Below are 15,972 nucleotides of genomic sequence, written 5' to 3' on the forward strand. Positions count from 1 at the left end.
GACCGGCTCGCGCAGGGCAACGACACCGGCCGCCCGGGCACCGCGGACAGCGTGCTGGAGCTGCTGGCCCGCGGCGTCGAGCGGCACCCGGACGCGCCGGCGGTCACCGCCGGCGAGCGGACCCTGACCTACCGCCAACTGGATGAGCGCGCGGATGCGCTGGCCGGACGGCTGCGGGCGGCCGGCGCCGGGCCGGAGACGGTCGTCGGGCTGTGCCTGGAGCCGTCGCTCGAGCTGCCGGTCGCCGTGCTCGCCGTGTGGAAGGCCGGCGGCGCCTACCTGCCGCTCGACCCGGACTACCCGGCGGACCGGCTGGCCTTCATGCTGACCGACAGCGGAGCCGTGCTGCTCGCCGGGGACCACCATGTCGACGCGCTGGACTGCGCGGTGCCGCGGCTCCGCCTGGACGAGCCCGACAATGGCACGGCCGGATCCGACACCGGCGCGGCCGGGCCCGACACCGGCGCGGCCGGGCCCGACACCGGCGCGGCTGGGCCCGACACCGGCGCGGCCGGGCCTGGCGAAGGCGCGGCCGGGCTCCCGCGGCCGGAGCAGCTCGCCTACGTCATCTACACCTCCGGCTCGACCGGGCGGCCCAAGGGCGTCATGGCGACCCACGGCGGCGTGGCGAACCTGGTCGAGGCCCAGGCGGAGCACCTGCGCCTGGCGCCCGGCGACACGCTCGCGCAGATCGCCTCCTTCAGCTTCGACCCGGCGGTCAGCGAGCTCTTCGCGCCGCTGGCGGCGGGGGCCCGCGTGGTCATCGCCGAGGCTGGGCAGCGGCGGTCCGGTCCGCTGCTGCAGGCGCTGCTGGCCGGGCTTCCGGCCACCGCCGGGCTGATCTCCCCGGTCCTGCTGCGGGAGCTCGACCCCGCCGCGCTGCCCGACCTGCGCACGGTGCAGGCCGGCGGGGAGGTGTGCCCGCCCGACACGGCCGCGGCGTGGTCGCCCGGTCGGCGGTTCATCAACGCCTACGGCCCGACCGAGACGACGGTGGCCTCGACGGTGGCGATCGACCCCGGCGCGACGCGGGCGCTGCCGATCGGCCGGCCGATCGCGAACACGCTGGTGTACGTGCTCGATCCGGCCCTGCGACCGGTCCCGGTCGGCGTGCCCGGCGAGCTGTTCATCGCGGGCGCCGGGCTGGCCCGCGGATACCGGGGGCGTCCGGAGCTGACCGCCGAGCGCTTCGTGGCCGACCCGTTCGCGGCCGGCGCGGCGCGCATGTATCGCACCGGCGACCTGGTCCGCCGGCGCGACGACGGCCAGCTGGACATCCTCGGCCGCACCGACCGGCAGCTGAAGATCCGCGGGCACCGGATCGAGCCGGCCGAGATCGAGACGCTGCTGCACCGGCTGCCGGCCGTCGCCGCCGCCGCGGTGACGGTGCGGCCGGTCGCCGGCCAGCCGGTCCTGGTCGCCTACGTGGTGGCCGCCGACCCCCTGGTCGGTGTGGGCGACCAGGCGGAGTTGCGCGCCGAGCTGCGGGCCCAGCTGCCCGACCACATGCTGCCCACGCAGTACGTCGAGCTGCTCGCGCTGCCACTCACGCCGAGCGGCAAGGTCGACCACCAGGCGCTGCCGGCGCCGGAGGTGCACCGCGACAGCGCCGGCGCGGCCGCGCCCCGCACGCCCGTGGAGCGGGCGCTGGCCGAGATCTGGCAAGAGCTGCTCGGCCTGGACGACATCGGCGTGGACGAGGACTTCTTCGAGCTCGGCGGCAGCTCCCTGCTCGCCACGCGCGCGGTCAGCCGGATCCGCGACTCCCTCGGCGTCGAGGTGCGGCTGGCCACCCTGTTCGACGAACCGACCATCGAGGGCCTGGCCCGGGTCGTCGAGGAGGAGCTGGGCGCCGGGCCGGGCGAGGAGTACGAGACGTTCGAGTTCTGATCCGGCGTTGGAGCGCCGGTGGAGGGCGGTCGGCAGAGCCGGCCGCAGTTCGTAGCCTGAGACGGCAGGGCGGCCCCGCCGCGGATCGGAGGATCGGTATGGAGCTTCCCCGGAGGCTGGGTTCGGTCGAGGTCGTCCCGGAGCTGCCGGAGCGGCCCGTCACGCGCGCACCCGTCAAGGACACCGTGCCGGTGATCATTCGCGGCGAGAACGTCGTGGGCAAGGTTGCCGGGTGGACGCCGGAGCACATCTCCGAGCGCATCGGCGAGCGGGAGGTGCCGATCAGCGTCGCCGACGCCGACGGCGCGTTCCGCTACAACCCCGACATGGCCGGCGGCCTGCACTTCGAACCGATGCAGGGCGCGAAGCTCGCGGCGGAGTTCCGCGGCACCACGACCGAGCGCAAGCTGTGCATGCAGCAGATGCCGATCGAGAGCCGGCTGCCCGAGCTGCTGCCCGAGCTGACGGTGCCGCCCTACGTGCCGGCCGACAAGATCAACGACATCAACCTGTGGATGGCGTCGGCGGACTCGCGCACGCCGCTGCACTACGACGACATGCACAACATCTTCGTCCAGATCGAGGGCCGCAAGCGCTTCCGGCTGTTCAATCCGGCGCAGTTCGACCTGCTGTACCCCGGCCCGCTCAACACCCGCAGCCAGCACCTGAGCCAGGTCGAGCTGAACGCGCCCGACCTGGACCGCTTCCCGAAGCTGGCCCGGGCCGAGTACTGGGAGGCGGTCGTCGAGCCCGGCGACATGCTGTTCATGCCCGCGTTCTGGTGGCACCAGGTGTCGGCCCCCGACCTCGCGGTCTCGGTCAACTACTGGTGGCGCGCCGATGTCCGCGACTGCCTGACGCCGGCCTTCTTCCGCCAGCTGCACATGAACAGCGTGGTCGAAAACGTGCACAACCTGTTTCGCGGCTACGACCTCGACGGCCTCGGCGAGGGCTCGGCGGCCGTCCTGGCACTGGCCGGACTCGCGCTGCAGCACGGCCAGGACAGCGCCGCCGCCCGCCTGTGCGGCGCCACGATCGTGGGCGCCGCCCGCGACGCCGGGCGCCGTTGCGGCCTCGGCGTCGAGGAGGCCGGCCTCGACGAGGTCGTGGACGGGCTCGTGGACCGGCAGGTGTGGTCGGCGGCCGACCAGGCGCTCGCGCGGCGGGGACTCGGCGTCTCGGCCGCGGCCCGGCCAGGCCGCTCGGCGCCGCCGGAAACGATCCGCGAGCTTGTTCGCGAGCTCGCCCATTCGGGCATCGGCTGGCGGTGACCGGCGGCGCGGCGAAGGGACTCCGTGATGACCATCGAGAGTGTTCCGGGTTTCCCGCTGTTCGCCGCGGTGCCGCCCGATGACGGCGGGCTCGGCACCGAGCAGGGCTTCCGCCGCGCGATGGGCGCCTTCCCGAGCCCGGTGGCGATCGTCACCGCGCTCGACGGCGACGGGCTGCCCCGCGGCATGACGTGCAGCGCCGTGTGCAGCGTGTCGATGGCGCCGCCGTCGCTGCTCATCTGCGTCAACCAGCACAGCGGCAGCCTGCAGGCGATCCGCGGCAGCGGCGGCTTCATGGTGAACCTGCTGCGCGAGGACCGGCACGCGCTCGCGGAGCTGTTCGCCTCGCCGTCGGGCGACAAGTTCGCCGCGCTGCGATGGCGCCTGGACGGCGAGCTCGGGCTGCCGCTGCTCGAGGACGACGCCGCGGCCTACGTCGAGTGCGCCGTGGAGGCCGACATCCCGGCCGGGACCCACGCGATCCTCATCGGACTGGTGCGCTCGTCCGGCCGCATCGGACATCCCGGGCGGCCGCTGGTCTACTACGACCGCACCTACGGCCGCTGGGTCGCCTAAGGCCTGGCACCGCCCCCGGCGAGCTGCCGGGGGCGGTGCGGCCGGTCGATCAGGCCTCGTTGCGCATCCGCCTGAAGTACTCGTTCTGCGTCGGCAGCACCCGCAGCAGCGCCTGCGCCTTGTCCCGGATCTGGTGGAACTCGGTCAGCGCGGCCTTCTCGTCCAGCAGCTCCAGGGCCGGCGACGGCGCGACGTCGATGCCACCCATGCCCAGCAGGATGCAGTTGTACGAGTACGGCGGCAGGCCGTGGTAGCGCGCATAGGTCGAGCCGGCGTCGGGCACCTTGCTGCGCCACTGCTCGAGGCGCTCGGCCAGCCCGTCGGGCATGACCCGCGTCTTGGCGTCGCGCCAGTATGCGTTGTCGTCCCGCTTCGCGGCCTTGTAGTGCAGGACCAGGAACTCACGCACCCCGTCCTGGACGTGGCGCACCGAGTCGTTGTAACCGTCGCGCAGCGACGGGTTCCAGTCGGCCGCCGGGTAGTACTTCACCAGCTGTTCGATGGCGTAGTGGATGAAGAAGATGCCCGTGGACTCCAGCGGCTCGACGAAGCCGCTGGACAGCCCGATGGCGACGCAGTTGTTGACCCACGAGCGGTTGCTGCGCCCGATGCGCATCTTGATGTGATTCGCGGTCGCGTTGGCCCCCGCCGGCCCGACGAACTCCCGCAGTGTGCGCTCGGCCTGGTCCGGCTCCAGGTAGTCGCTGGCGTAGACGTAGCCGGTGCCGATCCGGCTCAGCAGCGGGATCGTCCAGATCCAGCCCGCCTCCTGCGCGGTGGCGGTGGTGCACGGCCGCAGCGGGTCCTTGTCCATGTCCATCGGCACCTGCAGCGCCACGGCGCTGTTGTTGGGCAGCGAGTCCTGATAGGACACGAACGGCTCGGCGAGCGCCTTGTTGATGAGCAGCCCGCGGAAGCCGGTGCAGTCCACGAACAGGTCGCCGGCGATGCGCCCGTGCTCGGCCGTGTCGACGTGCGTGATCCAGCCGCGCTCGTCCAGGCCGACGTCCACGACGTTGTCCGTGACGTGCCGCACGCCGCGCAGCGTCGAGTACCGCGTCAGGTACTTCGCCAGCAGGTGCGCCTCGAAGTGGTACGCATAAGGGAACTGCGCGCCCTGGTACTCCGCGATCGTCGAGGGCACGCCGTCGGCCTCGACGAACTCCTGCTCGATGAGCCGGCCGTCGAGGTGACGGGGGCTGCGCCCGCCGTCGATCAGCGCCGCCATGACGAAGCAGGCGATGTCGAAGCGCTCGTTGGGCTTGTAGCGCAGCCACCAGTCGGTGAGCGGGAAGCCCTTGACCGAGCGCAGCTGCTCGAACGGGTGGTAGAAGTGGTGCCCGGGCTCGCGCCAGTCCTGGAACCGCACGGCGAGCTTGTAGGTCGCGTTGCACTCCGGCATCCACTCGCGCTCGGGTAAGCCGAGGAAGTCGAAGAAGTGCCGGATGTCGCTGAAGGTCGCCTCGCCTACGCCGATCGTGCCGATCTGCGCCGACTCGACGACCGTGATCGATACGCGGTCGCCGAACGCGGCGTTGAGGTACGACGCCGTCATCCAGCCGGCGGTGCCACCGCCGACGACGACCACGTTGCGTACTGTCGAAGCATCGCCTGTCATGAGCCACTCCCTTTGTGTGACCGGGGTCGCGGACCGTCGGCGTGCCGGGAGATCCGCCGGTTCACATCGGATGATGGGTGGCCGTCGCCGGTCGGGCACGAGTAGCGCGGTACTCGGATCCGCGTGCTGGAGGCCGGGATGCGTGGCGCTGACGGCCCGCTGGTGACCGCTTCCGCCACTCGGCGCGGCGTGCGAGGCTCCCACAGGAGTTCCGCCCCGGCCGGCCGGTCGACGAGGACGGTGAACCGCGATGACAGCACCCGCCGCCGCGCTGCTCGACGAGCTCGACGAACGCGGCATCAAGTTGTACATCAGCGACGGCCGGCTGCGCGCGGTCGCCCCCAAGGATGCGATCTCCGGCGACCTGCGGCAGCTGATCGAGCGGCACCGCGCGGAGCTGATGGATCTGCTCGGGCACGGCGACGGGCCCGCGCCCAGCGCTTTCCCGCTCGTCACCGAGCGGCTCGTGCTGCGGCCGCTGCGGGCCGGGGACGAGGTCGACGTGCTGGCGTACCGGGGCCGCGCCGAAGTGTTCGGCTACCTCGACGACAATCCGCTGACCCCGGCCACGATCGGCCGCTACGTCGCCATGATGGCCCAGTTCGCGAGCCTGGACCACCCCGAGGACCGGCTCCTGCTGGGCGCGGAACTCGACGGTCACGTCATCGGCGACATCGCGCTGAGCCGCGGCCGGGCGCGCCACGCCCAGGGCGAGATCGGCTGGGTGTTCCACCCCGACCACTCCGGCCACGGCTACGCGACCGAGGCGGCCCGGGCCGCCCTGCGCCTCGGCTTCGAGCGGGTGCGGCTGCACCGCATCTGCGCCCGGCTCGACCCGCGCAACGCCGCTTCGGTCCGGCTGTGCGAGCGGCTGGGGATGCGCCCGGAGGGGCTGCTGCGCGACGAGCGCTGGCTCAAGGGCGACTGGGCGGACGTCGCGGTCTACGCGTGCCTCGACCACGAGTGGCGGGCGCGTGGGTGACCGATCGGCGGGGGCCGGGCGGTCACGGACACCGAGACTTCCTGGCAGGGTCGGGCAACGTGTCGGTCCGTGATGATGCGGATGGCGAGGCTGCGGAAGGCCTCAGGTGTCCAGGCCCAGCTCGCTGAGGACCTGGGTCACTCTGCTGTCCTGCTCGCGGAGGAAGGCGCCGAAGCCTTCACCGGCGAGGTAGCTGTCGCTCCACCGGTGTCCGGCGATCGCCTGCTGCCACGTCTGCGAGTCCCGCAGCCGCGCCACCAACGTCCCATGGGCGGTCAGGTGCGCCGGGTCGAGGCCGGGCGGGGCGACCAGCCCCCGCCAGTTCGCGAACACGACGTCCAGGCCGGCCTCCCGTAGCGTGGGCGCGTCAACGCCCTCGGCCCGGTCACGGCCGGTTGTCGCGAGCACCCGCAGCTGCCCGGAGGCGATCTGGCTGGCGACCTCGCCGAGGCTCGACACCGCGACCGCGACCCGCTTGGACAACACCGCGCCCAGCAGGACGCCGCCGCCGTCGTGCTGGGCGTAGCGGACAGTCAACGGGGCGACACCCGCCGCCTTCGCGATGAGCATCGTGGCGAGGTGGTCCGGCCCGCCAGGGGAGGAGCCACCGCCCACGAGCAGCGCCGCCGGGTCGGCACGCCAGGCGTCGACCACGTCGTCGAGCGTGCGCAGCGGCGCGTCGCGGGTGACGACGACCACCTCCGGCTCCTCGATCAGCCGGGCGATCGGCGTGACCGCGTCCAGCGTTGCCGGGATCGGCGTGGTGTGCTGCGCGCCGACCAGCCCGAGGCCCATGAGCATCAGCAGCGAGCCGTTGCCGTGCTCGTACACCAGCCGCTGCAGGCCGACCATCCCGCCCGATCCGGGCAGGTTGAACACCTCGACGCCATGCCGGACCGCCGCCACGTCCATCGTCGTCGCGATCGTGCGGGCCGTGATGTCGTAACCACTGCCCGGCGCGTTGGGCACCATCAACCGCAGCTCGGGATCGTCGTCCGCGGTGCAACCGCCGGCCAGCAGGGCAGCCAACGGAGCGGCGAGCAGCGAACGACGGTACACCCTGCCCACCATAGCCGCGGGCGGGTAGCCTACGGCCAGACAACCGCCCCGCCCGGCGGTGTCGCAGCAAGGAGGAGACCTGTGCGCTGGCAGTTCTCCCTGGCCCGGCAGTTTCTCGTGCTCCAACTCGGCATCGTGCTGCTCGTGGTCGGGGCCGTCGCGGCGGTGTCCGTGGCCGAGGCGGACGCGGCCTTCCGCCGGGAGCAGGGCGCCAAGCTCCGCTCGACCGCGGAGAACCTCGCCGCCACCGACATCATCCGGGCCGGCCTGCGCACCACCATCTGGCACGAGTCCCTCGCCGCCGGTGCGGAGACCGCCCGCAGCGTGTCCGGGGTGTCGTTCGTCGAGCTGACCGACGCCCACGGCGTGCTGCTCACCGGGCCGCGGCGGGGGCAGCCCGCCGGGCTCGGCGCGGGCGGGGGCGCGGACGGACGGGCCTGGGTCGGCGTCGTGGAGCACGACGGGCGGGCGCTGGTCGCCCTCGCCCCGGTGCTCGACCCCGCCGACGGCAAGGTCCTCGGCGTGGTCGTGGTCGGCAAGACCTACCCGTCGTGGCCGGCGCTGCTCGCGACCGCGACCCCGGACCTGCTGACCTACCTGCTGCTCGGCTCCGTGCTGGGCATCGCCGGTTCGATGCTGCTGTCACGGCGGATCAAGCGCCAGACGCTGGGCCTGGAGCCGGTCGAGATCGCCGGCCTGGTCGAGCACCGTGAGGCGATGCTGCACGGCATCAAGGAGGGCCTCATCGGCCTGGACTCGGCCGGGCGGGTGACCCTCGCCAACGACGAGGCGCTGCGCCTGCTCGGGCTTTCCGGTGAGGTGACCGGCCGGCCGCTGCGCACGCTGAGCGTGGCCGAGGACGTGGTGGCGCTGCTCACCGCCGGCTCCGACGAGCCGGACCACGTGGTGGTCCACGACGCGCGGGTGCTGGTGTTCAACCGCATGCCGGTGCTGGTCCGGGGCCATGCGGCCGGCTCGGTGACCACGCTGCGCGACCGGACCGAGCTGACCTCGCTGGAGCGCGAACTCGACCTGAGCCGCCGCGCCACCGACACGTTGCGGGCGCAGGCGCACGAGTTCACCAACCGGCTGCACACCATCTCCGGGCTGGTGCAGCTGGGCCAGTACGACGAGGCGGTCACGTTCATCCTCCAGGCCGGCCAGACCCAGGAGGCGTTGACCCACGAGGTGCAGTCGCGGATCGCGGACCCGGCACTGGCAGCGCTGCTCATCGCGAAGGCAAGCGTGGCGTCGGAGCAGCACGTCGACCTGAGGATCAGCGCCGACACGGCGATGCCCCGGCCGGCCGCCGACCGGCTCGCCGCGGACCTGGTCACGGTGACCGGCAACCTCGTCGACAACGCCGTCGACGCGGTCCAGGCCGGCGGCTGGGTCAGCGTGTCCGTGCGGGACCTCGGCGCCGAGATCGCCGTGACGGTGGCCGACTCGGGCGCCGGCGTGGCCAGCGAGCACGCCGAGGAGGTCTTCGGTCGCGGGTTCACCACCAAGAGCGGCGACGGTCATCGGGGGCTCGGGCTCGCGCTGATCAGCCGGGTCTGTGCGGCCAGGGGCGGCACGATCACGGTTGAGGGCTCGACGTTCACCGCGCGCCTGCCCGTCGACGGTCACCGGGAGGTCGGATGATCCGGGTCGTGGTGGTCGACGACGACTTCATGGTGGCCCGTATCCATCACAGCTTCGTGGAGCGGGTGCCGGGGTTCACGGTGGTCGGCACCGTCCACACGGGCGCGGCCGCCCTCGACGCGGTCGAGCGGCTCCGCCCCGACCTGGTGCTGCTGGACATCTACCTGCCGGACCTGTCCGGTCTGGAGGTGCTGCACCGGTTGCGGCAGGCGGCCAGCACCGTGGACGTGCTGGCGATCACCGCGGCCCAGGACGCCGACACGATCCGGGTCGCGTTGCGTGGCGGCGTCGTGCACTACGTCATCAAGCCGTTCAGCTTCGACACGTTGCGCGAACGACTGGAGCGGTACGCCGAGGCGGTCCAGCGGCTGACCGAGGCGCACCGGCCGGCGCAGGCCGACGTCGATCGGCTCTTCGGCGCCCCGCCGGGTCGCGCGGCGGCGTTGCCGAAGGGGCTGGCCGCCGCGACGGAGGAGCTGGTGGTCACGGTGCTGCGCGACAGCGGCTCCGACCTGTCCGCGGCCGAGTGTGCCGCGCTCGCCGGGCTGTCCCGGGTCAGCACCCGCCGCTACCTCGAGCACCTCGTCCAGTCCGGCAGGGCCGAGGTGCGGCTGCGCTACGGCGGGGCCGGCCGCCCCGAGCATCGGTATGCCTGGCGCGGCCGGCCCTCGTAAACCCGTACCGATGTCAGTCCTCGTCGCCGAACGCCAGGCGGCGGGCGTCCCCCCGGCCGCGGACGCGGGCGACCAGCCGAGGCAGGTGCGGCAGCCCGAGCGCGGCGACCGCGAGCAGCAGCAGGACCAGGGTCAGCGGACGCCGGACGAAGACGGTGAGGTCGTTGTCGGACAGCAGCAGCGTCCGGCGGAACTGGATCTCCATCATCGGCCCGAGGATGACGCCGAGGATCACCGGGGCGATCGGGAACTCGAAGTGGCGCATGAACACGGCGACGACACCGATCGCGAACGCGATGAGGACGTCGACGACGCTGCCGGACACCGCATACACGCCGAGCGTGGCGAACACGAGGATGCCGGTGTACAGCAGCGGCCGCGGGATCTGCAGCACCTTCACCCAGATCCGGATCATCGGCAGGTTCAGCGCCAGGAGCATGACGTTGCCGATGAACAGCGACGCGATCAGCCCCCACACGAGGGTCGGGGACTTCTCGAACAACTGCGGGCCCGGGGACAGATCGAAGTAGCCGAACGCGGCCAGCATCACCGCGGCCGTGGCGGAGGTCGGGATACCCAGCGTGAGCAACGGCACCAGCACGCCGGAGAACGAGGCGTTGTTCGCCGCCTCCGGCCCCGCCACACCCTCGATCGCACCGTTGCCCCATTCCTCAGGGCGCTTCGATCGTCGTTTTTCCAAGGTGTACGACATGAAGGTGGGTATTTCGGCACCCCCGGACGGCAGCGCGCCGAACGGGAACCCGAGCGCGGTGCCCCGCAGCCACGGTCGCCACGATCGCGACCAGTCCTCCCGGCTGAGCCAGGCGAACCCCTTCCCGGCGGGCTCCAGCGGCGCGACCGTTTCCGGCAGCGTCTTGAGCCGGGACGCGAGGTACAGCGTCTCGCCGATCGCGAACAGTCCCACGATGATGGTGACGATGTCGACGCCGTCGAGCAGCTCCGGCACCCCGAAGGTGAACCTGGCCTGTCCGGTGAGCGAGTCGATCCCGATCAGGCCCAGGAACAGCCCGAACGTCAACGACATCAGGCCCCGCACCAGCGACGCGCCGACCATCGCGGTGACCGTCACCATCGCCAGCACCGCGAGGGCGAAGTAGTCCGACGCGCGGAACGTCACCGCGAGGCTCGCCATCGGCGCGGCGACGAACGCGAGCAGCACCGTGGAGACCGTGCCGGCGACGAACGACCCGATCGCGGCGGTGGCGAGCGCCGAGCGGGCGCGACCCCGCCGGGCCATCTGGTAGCCCTCGATCGACGTCGCCACCGACGCGGACTCGCCGGGGGTGTTGAGCAGGATCGAGGTCGTCGAACCGCCGTACATGGCGCCGGCGTAGATCCCGGCGAACATGATCAGCGTGCCGGTCGGGTCGTCGAGGCGCAACGCGACCGGCAGGAGCAGCGCGATGGTCAGCGCCGGCCCGATGCCGGGCAGCACGCCGACAAGGGTGCCGATCGTGACGCCGATCGCCGCGTACAGCAGATTCTGCGGGCTGAGGACCGTCTCGAACCCGGACAGCAGATCCATGATCGAGTTCACAGCGGCAACACCCCGGCGGGCAGGACGATCCCGAGCAACCGGGTGAAGACCAGGTAGATGCCCAGCGACAGCCCGACCGCCGTCACCAGATCGCGCACGATGACGGCACGGACCGGACGGGTGCTCAGCAGGCGGGCGGAGATGAGCACGAACACGGCGGTCGACAGCACGTAACCGACCACCGTGTACTTGAGCACGATCGCGTACCCGATGAGCGCCGCGAGCAGCAGCACCGGGGTGCGCCAGGCGACCGCGGCCGGCTGGCCGGTGGCCACGGCGCGCTTGCGGACGGCTTCGAGCAGGTACCAGAGCGCCACCGCCACCCACAGGCCGGTCACCACGATCGGCGCGAGCGTCGGACCGCCGAGCGTGATGCCGCTGTCGACGCCGGCGGCGACCGCCCGCCACAGCAGGACCGCGCCGACGGCCAGCAGCAGGCCGCCGACGGCGAGCGGCCCGGTGGCGCCGGAGGTGGAGGGGGCCACCTCCGGCGCCACGGTGGAGGCCTCGGGGGGCGTGACCTCCGGATCAGGGGACATCGCTGCGGTCATGAGCGGTCAGCCCAGGCCGATCTCGGTCAGGACCGTCTTGATACGGGTGCTCTCGGCCTGGTAGAACGCGGCCGCCTCGTCGCCGGTCTTGTAGAAGTCCTGCCACTTCTTGGCGGTCAGCTCCTGCTTCCACTGCGCCGACTTGTGCAGGTCGTCGACGAGCTTGAGCACGGCGGCCCGGTCGCCGGCGCTGAGCCCGGGCGGTGCCACCACACCACGCCAGTTGAGCAGGTCCAGGTCGTAGCCGGACTCCTTGATGCTCGGCGCCGGCGTGCCGGCGCCGGCGTCCTCACCCTTCGGGCTGGACACGGCGAGGGCGCGGAGCTTGCCGGACTGGACCAGGTCGGCGAACTCGCTGGTGCCGGACACCGCGACACTCACGTCACCGGACAGCAGCGCCGCCTTGGTCTCGCCGCCGCCGGAGTACGCCACGTACTGCTTCGCGACCGTCTTGGCGTCAGCACCGGCCGTCTTGGCGAGCAGCCCGACCAGGATCTGGTCGGTGCCGCCGGCCGAGCCGCCGCCCCACTTGACCGCGGTCGGGTTGGCCTTGACGTCGTCGACGAGCTGCTTGAGCGTCGTGTACTTCGAGTCGCTGCGAACGACGATGACCTCGGACTCGGCGGTGAGGGTCGCGATCGGCGTCGTCTTGCTGAGGTCGACCGGCGACTTGTTGGTGACCACGCCGCCGACCATGACCAGGCCGGTGACCATGAGCTGGTGAGGGTCCTTCTGGTGACTGGTCACGAGCTCGGCGAGGCCGATCGTGCCGGCGGCGCCGGTGACGTTGCGGACCTCCGCCGACTGGCCGTTGAGCAGGCCGGCGTCCTGCAGCACCTTCTGCATCGAACGCGCTGTGGTGTCCCAGCCACCACCGGCCCCGGCCGGCGCCATGATCTGCAGCGTCTTGGTCGGGTACGCCACAGCCCCCGCACCGGATGGGGCGGGGGAGTCACCGACGGACTGGTTGGCGCAGCCGGTGGCGAGCAGCAGCACAGCCGGCAGCGCCACCGCGAGGCTCCGTTTCAACATGAGGTTTGTGCTCCTGTCACGTGGGTGAGGCGAACGTGTTACGCACCATGCCTCACGGGGTGACCCAGGTCACGGTTGTGAACGCTGCGGGCATATTGGTCGTTGTGGTCGCACCGCGTCACCGGATCGCGCGGTGGAAAAGTGTCGTACCCGCCGTTCATACTGCGTTCGACGGAGCACCCAGCGGCAACGGAGGCGCATGGAACGCGGTGATGACCCGGGTCGGCCGCGCCTCTACCTGAAGATCGCCGACGCTGACAGCGCGATCCCCGAGTTCTCCGCCGATCAAGACGTCCGGGTGCTGCTGCCCGAAGATCCACGGTTCAACGTGCTTGCCGACAAGCTGGTCGGCGCCGGCGCGCAGGTGCGGCACACGCCCTATCTGGTTGAGCACGAATTCGTCCGGGATGGCCCGGACGGTGTCCTGCAGGCCGTGACCTACCCGACCGGCCTGGTGCGCGGGACCCGGCGAACCGTCGCCCGCCGCTCCGGCCGACCGGCGCAGGCGGCGATGGACGCCTTCAATCTGATGTGGCAGGAGTGCGATCCGCGGACCGCCCAGATCACCGGTGCGGTGCCGGCGGTGCAGGCGATGCCGCGGGAGTGGGCGCGCTTCATCGAGCATCCGACACTGAATCCGGCGCAGGCAGAGATCATGCCGGCGGTGCTGGCCGACGACAACAACCTCGTCATCGTCGCGCCGACAGGCACCGGAAAGACTGTCGTCGGCATGGTCGCCGCGCTCAAGGCGATCCTCGGTGCCCAGCGCCGAGCGGTGTGGCTGGTGCCGCAGCGGTCGTTGACCGACGAGCTTGATCGGGAGCTGGAGGGCTGGCGCGCGCGAGGGCTCAAGGTGGAGCGACTGTCCGGTGAGCACGTCCTTGACGCGCAACGGCTCCGTGCGGCGGATCTGTGGGTGTCCACCACTGAGAAGTTCGAAGCGGTGTCGCGGACCGTGTCGCTCCGTGACGCGCTGGAGCCGATCGGCTGCCTCATCGTCGATGAGGTGCACCTGCTGGGCGACGAGTCGCGGGGGTCGACGCTCGAGGCGCTGCTGGCCAGGCTGCGGGAGAGTGGCTCGCGGGTGCGTCTCGTTGGTCTTTCGGCAACAGTGGCGAACGCGGAGGAGATCGCGGACTGGCTGAACGCCAGCCTGATCAACATCACGTGGCGGGCCAGCCGACTCAGCTGGCAACTGCCGATGATTGCCGGTCACGCCGACTGGAACGTGACCGAGGCGGCCCGTACCCGCCTCACCGCCGCGATCACCCGTCTGGTCAGTTCCGACGGTGGCAGTGTCCTGGTGTTCTGCGGCAGCAAACGCAACGTGCGTCGGACCGCCTTGATCATCGCCGCCGGGCGGCGGGCGGACGTCGGTGGCGTTCACCCGGACGACATCGACCGAGTTCACGTCGTGTGCCGAGCGGCAGGCGTCGGACTGCACTACAGCGGCTGGCCGCACCGGCATGAGGCGGAGCGAGACTTCCGCGAGCGACGCACCGACATTCTGGTCGCCACGGCAACCGTTGCCGCAGGTGTGAATCTGCCCGCACGTGCGGTCGTGGTTCGTGACACCCAGGTCGGCCTGGACAGCTTCGACGGAGCCACCATTCAGCAGATGTTCGGCCGGGCCGGCCGGGTGGGTGTGGGCGAGGCGAGTGGATACGCCTTCCTCATCGCCGATGAGCACGAGCGCAGCGCCTGGCAGGCCCGTCTGGTGCAGGGCCACCGAGTGGCGTCGCAGATGCGTGGCAATCTCGCCGACCACGTCCTCGGTGAGGTGGTGCGCGGCGCGGTGAGCTCGGTGTCGCAGGCGGAACGCTGGTGGGTCCAGACGTTGGCCTACCACCAGGACCAGGACAACCGCAGCAGTGCACCGTTGGCGGAGGCGGTCGGGTTTCTGGTGCGGGCGGCGATGCTGCAGGGCGCGGGTGCGCCGGGGCCGGAGCGGGCGCTGGCGGCCACGGACCTGGGTGCGCTCACCGGCCGGATGATGGTGCCGACAGCTGTCGGGGATCTGCTGCGCACCGCGCTCCACGACGCGCCCGTGCCGGACAACGCGGCAGATGCCGAGCGTACGCTGGTCGACGCTCTGGCCGGCTCGGTGCCGAAGATGCTGCAGGCGAACGTCGGTGACGATGCGAAGGCCGCGGTGGCCGCCCTGTTGGCCGCCGACGGGTGGGTGGCATACGACGACATCCCTGCGGCGGCGGGGCGACGCGCGCTGCCGGCGACGCACGGGACACAGCACCCGGCCAACCTGCGCCGTGGCGACCTCGCCCGGGCTGCTCTGCTGGCGGTTGCCAACTCTCCACAGCTGTTCGGCGAACACGCCCCCGACATCGCCGGTGTTCCCCACGCGGCCCTCTACCCGGTGTTGGAGGAGGCGCCGCGGTATCTGCACTGGCTGGCCGCCCAGGGTCAGCTCGGCACTGTGCATCCTTGGATCGCGATCGTCGCCGCGGACCTCGGCCGACGGGTGCGCTGGCGCCGATGCCGTCCGCAGCGCGGTAGTGGCAGGCTGCTGTGGATGTGTGAGCAGATGGCAACCCCGGCTCACGCGCAGGAGCTTGTTCCGCGGCTGTGGCAGGCGGCGCGCGAGCGTGGACACGCCGCACCCGACTGGCAATCGGAGGCCAGACCGACGTTGTGCCGGCTCACCGACAGCGAATACCTGGAACTCTGCCGTGACCGTGCTTCTGCCGGCACGGTGCGGCTGTCAGCCGACAGCGTGCGTGCGACCGGCCCGACCGGCAGCGTGCTGGCCGTTTGGCGCGGTTCCAGGTATCGGTCGGCGCCGATCAGGCGAGGCGTCGGGGAGGTCTCCTGCGAGCCGCCGGCCCTCGGCAACGACGACGGAACGGGCCCGGACGCGCAGGTTGATGCGCACGCCGACAGGCGGCGCGATGCCGGTCCCAGCGCCAGCGAGGCGGCAGGTCTTGACGCCGCCGTCTTCACGTGGCGCGGCGACCATCACGCGACCGGATGGCTCGGCATCTACAACGGTGCGGCTCAGCCCTTCGGCGGCAGTTGAGAACCGGCTGCGGCCCAGGCTGCGGCAAGAGCTTCCCGGTCCGCTCGACGATGAAGTCGACGTTTGTCCGGTCCACGTTTGCA

At 71.9% G+C, this 15,972-nt stretch carries 12 protein-coding genes (1 of these 12 only partly in view); 7 read left to right on the plus strand and 5 right to left on the minus strand.

Annotated features, from left to right (window positions below; translation table 11 throughout):
- The 3 genes from Dsi01nite_RS35640 to Dsi01nite_RS35650 all read left to right on the plus strand — a co-directional run.
- On the plus strand, positions 1-1,890 hold the end of the coding sequence (locus tag Dsi01nite_RS35640) for a non-ribosomal peptide synthase/polyketide synthase (RefSeq protein ID WP_203850764.1). Its footprint begins 25,911 nt before the window's first position; the window shows 1,890 of its 27,801 coding nt (coding positions 25,912-27,801); the start codon falls outside the window, past its left edge; its stop codon occupies positions 1,888-1,890.
- 98 nt (positions 1,891-1,988) lie between these two features.
- Positions 1,989-3,161, plus strand: a complete 1,173-nt coding sequence (locus tag Dsi01nite_RS35645; RefSeq protein WP_203850765.1) for a cupin-like domain-containing protein — start codon at positions 1,989-1,991, stop codon at positions 3,159-3,161.
- Between the two features lie 27 nt (positions 3,162-3,188).
- Positions 3,189-3,737, plus strand: a complete 549-nt coding sequence (locus tag Dsi01nite_RS35650) for a flavin reductase family protein (protein ID WP_203850766.1) — start codon at positions 3,189-3,191, stop codon at positions 3,735-3,737.
- 49 nt (positions 3,738-3,786) lie between these two features.
- Here the strand turns inward: Dsi01nite_RS35650 and Dsi01nite_RS35655 are convergent, their stop codons facing one another.
- Positions 3,787-5,355 carry a tryptophan halogenase family protein gene (locus Dsi01nite_RS35655; protein ID WP_203850767.1) on the minus strand — a complete coding sequence of 523 codons (1,569 nt, stop codon included), beginning with the start codon at positions 5,353-5,355 and terminating at the stop codon, positions 3,787-3,789.
- A 250-nt stretch (positions 5,356-5,605) separates the two neighbouring features.
- Here Dsi01nite_RS35655 and Dsi01nite_RS35660 point away from each other — a divergent pair, with 250 nt between their 5' ends.
- On the plus strand, positions 5,606-6,337 hold the full coding sequence (locus tag Dsi01nite_RS35660) for a GNAT family N-acetyltransferase (RefSeq protein ID WP_203850768.1): 732 nt from the start codon (positions 5,606-5,608) through the stop codon (positions 6,335-6,337).
- A 102-nt stretch (positions 6,338-6,439) separates the two neighbouring features.
- Here Dsi01nite_RS35660 and Dsi01nite_RS35665 read toward each other — a convergent pair whose 3' ends face one another.
- Positions 6,440-7,396, minus strand: coding sequence for a Bug family tripartite tricarboxylate transporter substrate binding protein (locus Dsi01nite_RS35665; RefSeq protein WP_239136407.1), 957 nt, complete (start codon positions 7,394-7,396; stop codon positions 6,440-6,442).
- 81 nt (positions 7,397-7,477) lie between these two features.
- On the opposite strand from Dsi01nite_RS35665, the gene Dsi01nite_RS35670 reads away from it, so the two are divergent.
- Together Dsi01nite_RS35670 and Dsi01nite_RS35675 are read left to right on the plus strand one after the other, a co-directional pair.
- Positions 7,478-9,040: a sensor histidine kinase gene (locus Dsi01nite_RS35670; protein ID WP_239136408.1), complete on the plus strand. Its 1,563-nt coding sequence runs from the start codon at positions 7,478-7,480 to the stop codon at positions 9,038-9,040.
- A complete protein-coding gene (locus Dsi01nite_RS35675; protein WP_203850771.1) occupies positions 9,037-9,714 on the plus strand; it encodes a response regulator in 678 nt (225 codons plus the stop codon). The genes Dsi01nite_RS35670 and Dsi01nite_RS35675 overlap by 4 nt, the downstream gene beginning before the upstream one ends.
- A 13-nt stretch (positions 9,715-9,727) precedes the next feature.
- On the opposite strand, the gene Dsi01nite_RS35680 is transcribed toward Dsi01nite_RS35675, so the two are convergent.
- The 3 genes from Dsi01nite_RS35680 to Dsi01nite_RS35690 are packed head-to-tail and all read right to left on the minus strand — an operon-like array spanning position 9,728 to position 12,855.
- Positions 9,728-11,272 (minus strand): tripartite tricarboxylate transporter permease, encoded by a 1,545-nt coding sequence (locus Dsi01nite_RS35680; RefSeq protein ID WP_203850772.1) that lies wholly within the window; start codon positions 11,270-11,272, stop codon positions 9,728-9,730.
- Positions 11,269-11,811 (minus strand): tripartite tricarboxylate transporter TctB family protein, encoded by a 543-nt coding sequence (locus tag Dsi01nite_RS35685; protein ID WP_203850773.1) that lies wholly within the window; start codon positions 11,809-11,811, stop codon positions 11,269-11,271. The genes Dsi01nite_RS35680 and Dsi01nite_RS35685 overlap by 4 nt, the downstream gene beginning before the upstream one ends.
- Positions 11,812-11,829: 18 nt before the next feature.
- Positions 11,830-12,855 (minus strand): Bug family tripartite tricarboxylate transporter substrate binding protein, encoded by a 1,026-nt coding sequence (locus Dsi01nite_RS35690; protein WP_203850774.1) that lies wholly within the window; start codon positions 12,853-12,855, stop codon positions 11,830-11,832.
- 199 nt (positions 12,856-13,054) lie between these two features.
- Between Dsi01nite_RS35690 and Dsi01nite_RS35695 the strand changes: the two genes are divergently transcribed.
- Positions 13,055-15,889 carry a DEAD/DEAH box helicase gene (locus tag Dsi01nite_RS35695; protein WP_203850775.1) on the plus strand — a complete coding sequence of 945 codons (2,835 nt, stop codon included), beginning with the start codon at positions 13,055-13,057 and terminating at the stop codon, positions 15,887-15,889.
- The last annotated feature ends 83 nt before the right edge of the window (positions 15,890-15,972 follow it).

Source organism: Dactylosporangium siamense (genome assembly GCF_016862795.1).
GTDB classification, from domain to species: Bacteria; Actinomycetota; Actinomycetes; order Mycobacteriales; family Micromonosporaceae; genus Dactylosporangium; species Dactylosporangium siamense.